Raw genomic sequence first — 11,579 nt, forward strand, 5'->3', positions numbered from 1 at the left:
CGGTGACCATACCGGGACGGCTAGTTGGGCTGGCCACCCCAGAGAGCATTGAGCCACAGCCGTTCCAACACGTCGATCGCGCGCTGCGGGTCCTCGCCGCGGCCGATGAACGCCGGATCATGCGACAGCGTCATCGCGGTGGTCGCCACCAGCATGCGCACCAGCCCGGAGATGTCGTCGGAGATCGGCCGGGCCCCTCGGTCCTGTTCGATCAGACCGACGATCTTGGCGATCACGCCGTCCTCGAAGTCGTTCATCAGCTCGCGGATCTGTGCATCGGTGTTCTGCGCGATGGTGCAGGCCGACATGATCGGGTCGTTGCGAGCGAATACCAGAGCAGCACTGCCGACCATCCGCTTGGCGAACGCGGCGGGCTCCTCGTCGGGCTCGCGGGGCGCATAGTTGTGTGTGAGCTGGTCGAGCTGTTCCATGGCCTCGGCCACGATCACCGCGAGAACCGCGTACTTGGTGTCGAAGTAGAAGTAGAAGCCCGAGCGGGCCAGCCCGGCGCGTTCGCTGATCGCGCTGACGGACAGGTCGGCGAACGACTGTTCCTCGAGTAGCTCCCGAACGGCCTTGACGATGGCGTCGCGCTGCCGATCACCACGACTGCGCCGCATCGGGCTGTCGTTGCTGCCCCCCGGGATCTGTTCGGCGGTCATGGCACTAGACCTTTGCATTGCGACAGGCCAGAACAAAACTTGACCTGCGTCAAGTCTGGCGATCAGGATGGCTTCAGGCGGTGACATCCACCACGCATTGTCAGTTTGAGCAACCTCGGGAGTGGGACATGGCCACGATCAGCGCTCCGCACTATCTGCTTGATCAGGCGAAGCGACGATTCACCCCGACTCCGAACACGCTGCCCGGCATGGCCGCCGTCGAGAAGCGCCTGAACGAGACGCACTGGCATGAGTTCGTCTTCGCCGAGCCGCCCGCGGGCAGCGGCCTCAAACCGATCATGGGTGACACCGGGCTGCCGATCATCGGCCACATGATCGAGATCTTCCGCGCCGGCCCGGACTACATACTCGACCTCTACCGCAAGCACGGCCCGGTGTACTACGCGCAAACGCCGGCACTGTCGCAGGTCATGGCACTCGGGCCCGATGCCACTCAGGCGGTGTTCTCCAACCGCAACAAGGACTACTCGCAGCGCGCCTGGGATCCGGTGATCGGCCCGTTCTTCGAAAACGGTCTCATGCTCCTGGATTTTGAAGAGCACATGTTCCACCGCCGGATCATGCAGGAGGCGTTCACCCGTAGCCGGCTGGCCGGCTACGTGTCACACATCGATTCGGTGGCAACCAAGGTATTGGCCACCGACTGGGCAGCCAACGACCCACGCTTCCTGTTCCACCCGGCGGTTAAGAAGCTGACCCTCGACATCGCCTCCGAGGTGTTCATGGGCCATCCCGCGGGCACCGACCGCAAACTGGTCACCACCATCAACCATGCGTTCACCACCACCACGCGGGCCGGCAACGCCATCGTGCGCAAGCCGGTGCCGCCACTGACCTGGTGGCGTGGCATCAAGGCGCGCAAGACGTTGGAGGACTACTTCGCCAGCCGTGTCGCCGAGAAACGCCGGACTGAGAGCACCGACATGTTCAGCGTGCTGTGCCACGCTCGGGACGAGGACGGGCAGAGCTTCACCGACGACCAGATCGTCGCCCACATGATCTTCCTGATGATGGCCGCGCACGACACCACGACGTCGACGCTGACCACGATGGCCTATCACCTGGCGGCGAACCCACAGTGGCAGGAGCGGTGCCGCGACGAATCGGCACGCGTCGGCGACGGCCCGCTCGACATCGAGGCATTGGAGAAGCTGGAAACCTACGACCTCGTGATCAACGAGTCGCTGCGGATGCAGACGCCATTGCCGTTCAACTTCCGCCGAACCGTCCGGGACACCGACCTGCTGGGCTACTACATCCCGGCCGGGACCGATGTGGTGACTTGGCCGGGAATCAACCATCGGCTGCCCGAATTATGGGCCGCCCCAGAGCGTTTCGACCCCGATCGGTTCGCCGAGCCGCGCAGCGAACACAAGAAACACCGCTACGCGTTCGCCCCGTTCGGCGGCGGGGCGCACAAGTGCATCGGCATGGTCTTCGGCCAACTCGAGATCAAGACCGTCATGCACCGACTGCTGCGCCGCTACCGGCTGGAGTTGCCGCACCCGAGTTACCAGCCGTGGTACGACTACGGCGGCATGGCGGTACCGATCGACGGCATGCCGATGGTGCTGCGGCCGCTGCACTGAGGCTGCGGTCGTTCAGGCGCTCATCAACCGGTTCGCGCACGCGATGACGGCACGCAGCGCCGACAGTTCCGGGTCGGCGTCGAGCCCCAGCGCCCACATGCTGTGGTTCCCGTCGCTGCCCTGTAGGAAGGTGGCGATGCATCCGTTGATCGGCAGCTGATGAAAGGACACGGTTTCCACGGCGATACCGCGGTCGTAGAGCATCGCCGTCAGGGCCGCCACCGGACCGCAGGCCACAGCGCGCGTTGTGCTGATCGTGTCGCCGATGCCAAGGGTGGCCTGGTAACAGCGGCTTTGCGGTCCGAGGCTGCAGGCCGGGCGCGCGGCGTCGGTGCAGATCCACTGTCTCATACGCAGCAGTCCCGCACTTGGGGCGTATTCGGCCAGAAAGTCGTCCCACGAAGCGGACTCCGCAGCTTCGCGCACACCACGGGGCAACGGCGCGCCGAAGCTGGCCGCGAAGGCAGGGCGCTGGGTGGTCGGTGTTGCCGATGAGGGATGCATGTGCCGGTCTTTTCTTGATCAGATGGATTGACCGACGAGGTGGCAATGACCCACAGCGGGGGGGTCGGTCCAGATCAGACCCCGCTGCGGGTTGCTACAACGAGTGGCCACGGCATGTTGGGATGTTAGACGCTCCCCAGCTGGTGACGCAATCATTTCTTCGGCGCGCGCCGGGTCGGCTGACCTCTGTCCATCGGTCACGCAGGATTGCTCCGTAGCCGTCCAAGTAGCGTGAGCCGGATGTGCACGTCCAGTCCGCGGCACCGTCGGCACACCGCATGACCTGGTGGGATATTGCACTGCTCGTGGTAGCCGGAATCGCCGGCGGATTGTCCGGCAGCATCGCCGGACTCGCTTCGGTCGCCACGTATCCCGCGTTGCTGATGGTCGGGCTGCCCCCGGTGACCGCCAACGTGACGAACACCGTGGCGCTGGTGTTCAACGGCGTCGGGTCGGTGTGGGGTTCACGACCTGAGCTGGCCGGGCAAGGTGGATGGATCGGGCGGATCATCCCGCTGGCCGTGCTCGGCGGGGCGGTGGGCGCAGCTCTGCTGCTGTCGACCCCGGCCGAGGGTTTCGAAAAGGTCGTGCCCGTCCTGCTCGTGGTCGCTTCCGTCGCGATCCTGGCACCCCGCGGGGAACATCGGGAAGCGCGCGCAACCAGCCACCGCGACCAAATCATGCGGGTCACCTTCGAAGCCATCGCGATATTCCTGATCACGATCTACGGCGGCTACTTCGGCGCTGCCGCGGGCGTGCTGTTGTTGGCTCTGCTGCTGCGTGCCGGCGGCGCCACGCTCGCCCATGCCAACGCGAGCAAGAACGTCGTCCTCGGTGTCGCCAATTCCGTGGCCGCAGTGGCCTTCACGGTGTTCGCGCCGGTGTACTGGCCGGCTGTGGTGCCGCTCGGGTTGGGCTGCCTGATCGGCTCGCGGCTGGGTCCGATCGTCGTACGGCACGCGCCGGCAACACCCCTGCGCGTGCTGATCGGCGCGGCGGGTGTCGCGTTGGCGATCAAGTTAGCGCTCGACGCTTACTGACATACGCGCGAGCAGTAGCTGCGGCGCCGGTGTCACTCGACGTCGGCATTTGCTCGGCAGGCATCGTGCCCGCCCCTGTTCAGCGCTTGCGCGCCGTCACTAGTAGATATCCCCAGTCCATCGACCCGCCGCGGATAATGCGGTCACCCAGCGCGGCGATATCCGCATCGAGGGCCGCCACCCGCTCGGCGTGAGCGGCGATCGCGCGGTAGGCCGCGATCGTCGGCCCGTAGTTGGCTTTGAAGTAGTCGCGGAACGCGGCACCGTCGCCGAACTTGTCGACGGTCAGCTCGCGCCGTTCGGTCACCAGGTCGGTCACCCGCTCGCCCAGCAGCGCAACCACGTATGCCTCGCCGCCCCACAGCGGTGGCGGCGACACCCCGGCCGGGGGCTCCGGCAGATAAGGCTTCATGGTGGCGAAGAGCTGCCCGACGAATCCTTCGGGCGTCCAGCTGATCAGTCCGATCCGCCCACCCGAACGAGCGACCCGCACCAGTTCGTCAGCAGCCTGCTGATGGTGCGGCGCGAACATCACCCCGATGCACGACATCACCACATCGAACTCATCGTCCCCGTACGGCAGCGCTTCGGCGTTGGCTTCGCGCCACTGCAGCGCGACACGGCGTTCGGTGGCCTGCTCTCGGCCCCGCGCCAGCAGGTCGGGACACAGATCGCAGGCGACGACATCTGCGCCGGTGGCCGCAGCAGGGATCGCGGCATTGCCGGTTCCCGCAGCGACATCGAGTACCCGGTCCTGCGCCCGGATGCCACAGGCGGCCACGAGTTCCGAACCCAGCGGCGCCACCAGATCGACGGCGACGGCGGCGTAGTCGCCCAGCGCCCACAGCCCGCGGTGCTTGGCCTCCAGCTCACGGTCGGCAATCACGGCATTCATCGACGGCTCCTTTCCCCAGACCAATGGTCGCGCCCGGACCCGGCGGCTATCCAGTACCAAATCTGTACCGGTGCGGGTTCAAAATCTGTACTGGCTTCCGGACGCTGCGGGCGGTGTACTTGTGCACAGCGCTTCTCGCGGGAGGTATCGCCATGTCGACTTACGGCCAGTTCTGCCCCGTGGCCAAGGCCATGGAGGTACTCGACGAACGCTGGACCATGTTGGTGATCCGCGAGCTGCTACTGGGCAGCACGCACTTCAACGACCTGCGCCGCGGCGTGCCGAAGATGTCGCCGGCGCTGTTGTCCAAACGGTTGAAGTCGCTGACGCGGGCCGGCGTGCTACAGCGGACCGAAAGCGATGGTCGCGCAACATATTCCCTGACCCCCTGTGGACAGGAGCTGGCGGGTGTGGTGACGGCGCTCGGCGCGTGGGGTGTGCGCTGGATCGGCGAACTGGGCGAGGAGGATCTGGACCCGCATCTGCTGATGTGGGACATGCGACGCACCATCCCGATCGACGACTGGCCGCGCACGCGCACCACGATCGCCTTCGTCCTCGACGGAGTCCCCGCCAAGGCCGCCCGGTGGTGGCTGGTGGTTGCCGACGGAAAGGCCGACGTGTGCGATATCGATCCGGGCTATGACGTGACGGGCACGGTGGAAACCAGTCTGCGCACGCTGACCCGGATCTGGCGGGGCGACGTCGGCTGGTCGCACGCGGTGTTCGACGGAAGTGTCGCGTTGTCCGGGCCTGCCGAGGTCCGCCGGGCCATCCCGAAGTGGCTGGGCCAGAGCACGGCCGCCGCCGTCCCCCGCCCCGCGTGAAAATCCGCCTCGGACTTCTGTTCTCAGTCCAGGATGCGCCGGGCGACGTTGGTGCTGACCAGGTCGAGCAGTTCGTCGGCGCGTCCGGCCAGGATGGTCCGGATGGCGTAGAGCGAGAAGCCCTTTGCCTGTTCCACGGTGATGGCCGGCGGTATCGACAGTTCCTGACGAGCGGTGACGACGTCCACCACCGCGGGACCGTCGTAGGCGAACGCGTCGGTCAGTGCGAGTTCCAGTGCGGCGGGCTCGGTCACCCGTCTGCCGAAAACACCCATCGACTGGGCGACGGCGGCGAAGTCCGGATTGACCAGGTCGGTGCCGAAGGTGACGATGCCCGCGGCTTTCATCTCCAGCTCGACGAAGTTCAGCGACGAGTTGTTGAACACGATCAGCTTGACCGGCAACCGGTTCTGGATCAGTGTCACCAGTTCGCCGAACAGCATGGTCAGCCCGCCGTCACCGGCTAGCGCGACCACTTGCCTACCGGGATAGGCAGTCTGTGCGCCGATAGCGTGTGGCAGTGCGTTGGCCATGGTGCCGTGGTTGAACGACCCGATCAGCCTGCGCCGACCGTTCATGGTGAGATAGCGGGCCGCCCACACCACCGGCGACCCGACGTCGCACGTGAACACCGTGTCATCGCTGGCCAATCGGTTGGCAAGCGCGGCAACATATTCCGGGCGGATCGGAGTCTTGTCGCGGTCGTTGACGGCCAGCGCGTCCAGGGATGCACGGGTCTTGGCGTAGTGCCGTAGTGACCGGTCCAGGTGTTCATGGTCGGTCTTTGCGCGCAACAAAGGTTGCAGCGCGGTCAGGGTGTCCTTGACGGTGCCACGCAGGCCGAGGTCTATCGGTGTGCGCCGACCGAGATTCCGTCCGCGGATGTCGACCTGGATGACAGTGGCGCCCTCGGGATAGAACTGCTGATACGGGAAATCGGTGCCGAGCATCAGCAGGGTGTCGGCCTCTTTGATGGCCTTGTATCCCGACGCGAACCCGAGCAGACCGGTCATCCCGACGTCGAACGGGTTGTCGTATTCGATGAACTCCTTGCCGCGCAACGCGTGCACGATCGGCGCCTGCAGCGTCGCGGCCAGTTCGATCAGCTGGTCGTGCGCGCCGGCCACCCCTGCGCCACCGAGAATGGTGACTCGCTCGGCTGCGTTGAGCATGTCTGCCGCACACCGCACCGACTCGTCGTCGGGGCGTACCACTGACCGCGTCGGCCGGACCGGACGCGACGTCCATTCCGATTCCCCGGCGCGCGCCAGGAAGATCTCGCCGGGCACGACGACGACAGCGACCCCGTTCTCCTCGACCGCAGCACGCATCGCCATCTCAAGGATCCGCGGCGCCATCTCCGGGGTGCTGACCAATTCGCAGTACACGCTGCACTCACCGAACAGCTGTTGCGGATGGGTTTCCTGGAAGTACTCCGAGCCGATCTCGGTGCGCGGGATATGCGCGGCGATCGCCAGGACCGGCACCCTGCTGCGTTGCGCATCGAACAGGCCGTTGATCAAGTGCAAATTGCCCGGACCGCAGCTGCCCGCACAGACAGCCAGTTGACCGGTCAGGGCCGCGTCGGCCGCCGCCGCGAACCCTGCCGTCTCCTCATGCCGGACGTGTTGCCAGGTGATGGATCCGGATCGCCGGATGGCGTCGGTGAACCCGTTGAGGCTGTCGCCTGGCAGGCCATATACCCGTTGCACGCCACTGGCGCTCAGCGCGGAGATCACCTGGTCTGCAACGGTTGCCATAGCGCCTCCCGGTGTGCGATGTCGGCATGACCGGTGTCGAAGCATGACCGGTCACGCCGTGGCCACTCTACTGGGAGACTTGCGCCATCCGTCCGGCCATCATGGTTGCGTCAGCACCGCGAACGTGCGCGTCTGCTGCCCGACACACCGTAAAACGTCGCCATTTCGCGCACGCTCACCACACCCACGCATGATCGCGCTGGCTTACCTCGTGGCACGCTGAACGCATGCTGCTCGCCGAGGTCGTCGCCGCATCCGCTGACGTGGCGGCGAGTTCGGCGCGGCTCGCCAAGACCGAGCGCATCGCCACACTGCTGACCGCGGTCGCCGAGGATGGCGACCCAGTCGCGGTCGTGGTGGCCTGGCTCTCCGGCGAACTACCGCAACGCCAGATCGGCGTGGGCTGGGCGGGGTTACGCACACTGCCGCCGCCTGCGGCCACCCCGACGCTGACCGTCACCGACGTGAACAGCCGGCTCACCGCAATCGGCAGCGTCACAGGCAAAGGGTCGCAGGCGCGGCGGGCTCAGCTCGTCAGTGAGCTGTTCGGCGCCGCGACTGCCGGTGAACAGACCTTCCTGCGTCGGCTGCTGGGCGGTGAGTTGCGACAGGGGGCACTGGCCGGTGTGGTGGCCGACGCGATCGCGCGCTCGTCGGGAATCCCGGTGGCCGATGTGCGGCGTGCCGCCATGCTGGCCGGCGACCTGCCTGCTGTCGCGACCGCGGCGCTCACCGGCGGTGCCGCGGCGGTGCAGGCCTTCCGGCTCCAAGTGGGCCGCCCGGTGGGGCCGATGCTGGCGCAGACCGCAAGCAGTATCGACGATGCCCTCGAAAGGCTCGGTGGCACAGCGGTTCTGGAGACCAAACTGGACGGTGCGCGGGTGCAGATCCACCGCGTCGGGTCCGAGGTGTCGATCTATACGCGCAGCCTCGACGACGTCACGTCACGCCTGCCGGAGGTGGTATCGGCCACCCTGGCGCTTCCGGTGACGGATCTGATCGCCGACGCAGAGGCCATCGCACTACACCCCGACGGTCGGCCGCACCGGTTCCAGGTGACCGCAGCGCGCTTCGGGCGCCGGAATCCGACCGACGAGGTGCCGCTGTCGGTGTTCTTCTTCGATCTGCTGCATGTCGACGGCACGGATCTGCTCGACCTGCCTACCCTCGAACGCCGCGCCGCACTCGATGCGCTCGTCCCGGTCGATCGGCGGGTGGACCACATCGTGACCGCCGATCCTGCGCAGGCCCGGTATTTCCTCGCCGCCACCCTGGCCGCCGGACATGAGGGGGTAATGGCGAAAGCACCGCACGCACCGTACGAGGCGGGACGTCGCGGCGCGGGCTGGCTCAAGGTCAAGCCGGTGCACACCCTCGACCTCGTGGTGCTCGCCGTGGAATGGGGCTCGGGCCGGCGCTCCGGCAAGCTCTCCAACATCCATCTGGGTGCGCGCGATCCGGCCACGGGCGGTTTCGTGATGCTGGGCAAGACGTTTAAAGGCATGACGGACGAGATGCTTGCCTGGCAGACCGAACGCTTCACCGAACTCGCCGACGGCCCGACCGACGGGTATGTGGTGAAACTGCGGCCCGAGCAGGTGGTCGAGATCGCGTTCGACGGCGTGCAGGGCTCATCACGGTATCCCGGTGGAATGGCGCTGCGGTTTGCCCGCGTGCTGCGTTACCGCGACGACAAATCGCCGGAGGAGGCCGACACCGTGGCAACTGTACGGGCCCTGTACGAACGCTGAGGAGGGTTCCGCCACGCGAGTGCGGCGGCGATGAAAAGATCGGCCCATGTCCATACCCACCGCGTCCGACCGGATCGAGGTGACCGACGGCGACGTCACCTACATCCGCACCGACAAGGATCTGCCGCCGGTGGCGATCATCGACCGCTCACCGATCACCACGCGGCACAAGATCGTCTTTGCGATCATCGCGCTCGTCGGCGCCATCGCCTGGGCGGTGATCGCGTTCTTCCGCGGCGAGACCGTCAACGCGGTCTGGTTCGTGATCGCCGCGATCTGCACCTACGTCATCGGCTTCCGCTTCTATGCTCGGTTGATCGAGATGAAGATCGTCAGACCGCGCGACGACAATGCCACTCCGGCAGAACTTTTCGAGAACGCCACCGACTACGTGCCCACCGATCGGCGGGTGCTGTTCGGGCATCACTTCGCCGCCATCGCCGGAGCCGGCCCGCTCGTCGGCCCGGTGCTGGCCATGCAGATGGGCTACTTGCCCGGCACCATCTGGATCATCGTGGGTGCTGTGGTGGCCGGCTGCGTCCAGGACTATCTCGTGCTGGCGATCTCGGTACGCCGCCGCGGTCGGTCGCTGGGTCAGATGGCCCGCGACGAGCTCGGCGCGGTCGGCGGCGTCTCGGCCATCGTCGGGGTGCTGGTCATCATGGTGATCCTCTTGGCGGTGCTGGCGCTCGTGGTGGTCAATGCCCTGGCCGAAAGCCCGTGGGGCGTGTTTTCCATTGCGATGACCATTCCGATCGCCATCTTCATGGGCCTCTATCTGCGGTTCCTGCGGCCCGGCCGGGTGTCGGAAGTGTCTCTGATCGGTGTCGTGCTGTTGCTGTTCGCGGTGGTCTCCGGTGGTTGGGTCGCCGAAACCGATTGGGGTACCGACTGGTTCACGCTGTCGAAGGTGACGTTGTCGTGGTGCATCATCGTCTACGGCCTGGCCGCCTCGGTGCTTCCGGTGTGGCTGCTGCTGGCGCCCCGCGACTACCTGTCCACGTTCATGAAGGTCGGCACCATCGCGCTGCTGGCGATCGGCATCCTCATCGCCCGGCCCGTGATGGAGGCGCCTGCCATCTCGCAGTTCGCCGCCAGCGGCACCGGTCCGGTGTTCGCGGGCTCGCTGTTCCCATTCCTGTTCATCACCATCGCGTGCGGTGCGCTGTCGGGATTCCACTCCCTCATCTCGTCGGGCACCACGCCGAAGCTGCTGGAGAAGGAAGGCCAGATGCGGCTGATCGGGTACGGCGGCATGCTGACCGAGTCGTTCGTCGCGATCATGGCGCTGATCACCGCCGCAATCGTCAACCAGCACCTGTACTTCGTCATCAACGCCCCGTCCGCACAGACTGGCACCACCGCGCAGACCGCGGCCACCTACGTCAACAGCCTGGGCCTGTCCGGGTCCCCGATCACCCCGGACGAAATCACCGCGGCCGCCGCCGGTGTCGGCGAGGAGACGATCGTCTCGCGTACCGGTGGCGCACCGACTCTGGCCTTCGGCATGTCCCAGGTACTGCATCAGGTGTTCGGCGGGGAGGGCCTGAAAGCGTTCTGGTACCACTTCGCGATCATGTTCGAGGCACTGTTCATCCTCACCACCGTCGATGCGGGAACCCGGGTGGCGCGGTTCATGCTCTCCGACGGACTGAGCAACCTCGGCGGTCCGATGAGGAAATTCCGCAACCCGAGCTGGCGAGTCGGCGCGTGGGCCTGCAGCGTCGTGGTGGTGGCGGCGTGGGGATCCACCCTGCTGATGGGGGTTACCGATCCGCTGGGCGGCATCAACACCCTGTTCCCGCTGTTCGGCATCGCCAACCAGCTTTTGGCGGCGATCGCGCTGACCGTCGTCACCGTCGTGGTGATCAAGCGTGGTCTGGTGAAATGGGCCTGGATTCCGGGTATTCCGCTGACGTGGGATCTGATCGTCACGATGACAGCGTCGTGGCAGAAGATCTTCTCCGGCGATCCCAAAGTCGGTTACTGGAAGCAGCATTCGCAGTATGTCGCGGCCAAGGAAGCTGGGAAATCGACATTCGGTGCAGCCAAGAGCCCCGAGCAGATCGATGCCGTCATCCGCAACACGTTCATCCAGGGCACGCTCTCGGTGATATTCGCGGTGCTCGTGCTCATCGTGTTCCTTGCAGGCGTCATGATGGCGCTGCGGGCGCTCCGTGGCACCGGTCGCCCGCTCACCGACGACGATCCCACGCCGTCGCGGCTGTTCGCCCCGTCGGGCCTGATCCCGACCCGGTTGGAAAAGGAGGTACAGAAACAATGGGACGCCTTACCGGGAACACGCGTCGGGCCGCACGCCAAATCAGTTGGTACATCGCCACATTGATGGGTGACAACCACTACCGACGCTACGTCGAACACCAGGCCCGCCAACACCCCGGCGAGCCGGTGCTCACCGAACGCGACTACTGGAAGATGCGGCACCACAACACCGAGATCAACCCGAACGCGCGCTGCTGCTGACGCGCGAATCTGCCCGGTCACCCTCAACGCGGATGATGAACCGGCG

The 11,579-nt window shown here is 66.1% G+C and carries 10 protein-coding genes; 6 read left to right on the plus strand and 4 right to left on the minus strand.

Annotation, left to right across the window (positions count from 1 at the left end; all coding sequences use genetic code 11):
• Positions 1 to 20 precede the first annotated feature (20 nt).
• Positions 21 to 662 (minus strand): TetR/AcrR family transcriptional regulator, encoded by a 642-nt coding sequence (locus B133_RS0111000; RefSeq protein WP_018601061.1) that lies wholly within the window; start codon positions 660 to 662, stop codon positions 21 to 23.
• A gap of 128 nt (positions 663 to 790) precedes the next feature.
• Between B133_RS0111000 and B133_RS0111005 the strand changes: the two genes are divergently transcribed.
• The gene (locus tag B133_RS0111005; protein WP_018601062.1) at positions 791 to 2,272 is read left to right on the plus strand and encodes a cytochrome P450; all 1,482 of its coding nucleotides are present in this window, start codon (positions 791 to 793) and stop codon (positions 2,270 to 2,272) included.
• 12 nt (positions 2,273 to 2,284) lie between these two features.
• Here B133_RS0111005 and B133_RS0111010 read toward each other — a convergent pair whose 3' ends face one another.
• Positions 2,285 to 2,776 (minus strand): hypothetical protein, encoded by a 492-nt coding sequence (locus B133_RS0111010; RefSeq protein ID WP_018601063.1) that lies wholly within the window; start codon positions 2,774 to 2,776, stop codon positions 2,285 to 2,287.
• Between the two features lie 278 nt (positions 2,777 to 3,054).
• On the opposite strand from B133_RS0111010, the gene B133_RS0111015 reads away from it, so the two are divergent.
• Positions 3,055 to 3,816 carry a sulfite exporter TauE/SafE family protein gene (locus B133_RS0111015; RefSeq protein ID WP_026256264.1) on the plus strand — a complete coding sequence of 254 codons (762 nt, stop codon included), beginning with the start codon at positions 3,055 to 3,057 and terminating at the stop codon, positions 3,814 to 3,816.
• Positions 3,817 to 3,895: 79 nt separating this feature from the next.
• Here B133_RS0111015 and B133_RS0111020 read toward each other — a convergent pair whose 3' ends face one another.
• Positions 3,896 to 4,711, minus strand: a complete 816-nt coding sequence (locus B133_RS0111020; RefSeq protein ID WP_018601065.1) for a class I SAM-dependent methyltransferase — start codon at positions 4,709 to 4,711, stop codon at positions 3,896 to 3,898.
• A 152-nt stretch (positions 4,712 to 4,863) separates the two neighbouring features.
• Between B133_RS0111020 and B133_RS0111025 the strand changes: the two genes are divergently transcribed.
• Positions 4,864 to 5,538 (plus strand): helix-turn-helix domain-containing protein, encoded by a 675-nt coding sequence (locus tag B133_RS0111025; RefSeq protein ID WP_026256265.1) that lies wholly within the window; start codon positions 4,864 to 4,866, stop codon positions 5,536 to 5,538.
• A 23-nt stretch (positions 5,539 to 5,561) separates the two neighbouring features.
• Here B133_RS0111025 and poxB read toward each other — a convergent pair whose 3' ends face one another.
• Complete coding sequence (poxB, locus tag B133_RS0111030) at positions 5,562 to 7,298, minus strand: ubiquinone-dependent pyruvate dehydrogenase (protein WP_018601067.1); 1,737 nt, start codon at positions 7,296 to 7,298, stop codon at positions 5,562 to 5,564.
• A 227-nt stretch (positions 7,299 to 7,525) separates the two neighbouring features.
• Between poxB and B133_RS0111035 the strand changes: the two genes are divergently transcribed.
• From B133_RS0111035 to B133_RS23665, 3 genes are read left to right on the plus strand one after another with little or no spacing between them, the layout of a single operon-like run.
• Positions 7,526 to 9,049: an ATP-dependent DNA ligase gene (locus B133_RS0111035; RefSeq protein WP_018601068.1), complete on the plus strand. Its 1,524-nt coding sequence runs from the start codon at positions 7,526 to 7,528 to the stop codon at positions 9,047 to 9,049.
• Positions 9,050 to 9,095: 46 nt separating this feature from the next.
• Complete coding sequence (locus B133_RS0111040; RefSeq protein ID WP_018601069.1) at positions 9,096 to 11,396, plus strand: carbon starvation CstA family protein; 2,301 nt, start codon at positions 9,096 to 9,098, stop codon at positions 11,394 to 11,396.
• The gene (locus B133_RS23665; RefSeq protein WP_018601070.1) at positions 11,396 to 11,533 is read left to right on the plus strand and encodes a CstA-like transporter-associated (seleno)protein; all 138 of its coding nucleotides are present in this window, start codon (positions 11,396 to 11,398) and stop codon (positions 11,531 to 11,533) included. The genes B133_RS0111040 and B133_RS23665 overlap by 1 nt, the downstream gene beginning before the upstream one ends.
• Positions 11,534 to 11,579: the final 46 nt, after the last annotated feature.

Origin of the sequence: Mycobacterium sp. 155 (assembly GCF_000373905.1) — a bacterium.
GTDB lineage: Bacteria > Actinomycetota > Actinomycetes > Mycobacteriales > Mycobacteriaceae > Mycobacterium.

Coding starts and splice junctions, on each gene's coding strand:
- B133_RS0111000 (WP_018601061.1), bottom strand. CDS start 662: ATGACCGCCGAACAGATCCCGGGGGGCAGCAACGACAGCCCGATGCGG.
- B133_RS0111005 (WP_018601062.1), top strand. CDS start 791: ATGGCCACGATCAGCGCTCCGCACTATCTGCTTGATCAGGCGAAGCGA.
- B133_RS0111010 (WP_018601063.1), bottom strand. CDS start 2,776: ATGCATCCCTCATCGGCAACACCGACCACCCAGCGCCCTGCCTTCGCG.
- B133_RS0111015 (WP_026256264.1), top strand. CDS start 3,055: ATGACCTGGTGGGATATTGCACTGCTCGTGGTAGCCGGAATCGCCGGC.
- B133_RS0111020 (WP_018601065.1), bottom strand. CDS start 4,711: ATGAATGCCGTGATTGCCGACCGTGAGCTGGAGGCCAAGCACCGCGGG.
- B133_RS0111025 (WP_026256265.1), top strand. CDS start 4,864: ATGTCGACTTACGGCCAGTTCTGCCCCGTGGCCAAGGCCATGGAGGTA.
- poxB (WP_018601067.1), bottom strand. CDS start 7,298: ATGGCAACCGTTGCAGACCAGGTGATCTCCGCGCTGAGCGCCAGTGGC.
- B133_RS0111035 (WP_018601068.1), top strand. CDS start 7,526: ATGCTGCTCGCCGAGGTCGTCGCCGCATCCGCTGACGTGGCGGCGAGT.
- B133_RS0111040 (WP_018601069.1), top strand. CDS start 9,096: ATGTCCATACCCACCGCGTCCGACCGGATCGAGGTGACCGACGGCGAC.
- B133_RS23665 (WP_018601070.1), top strand. CDS start 11,396: ATGGGTGACAACCACTACCGACGCTACGTCGAACACCAGGCCCGCCAA.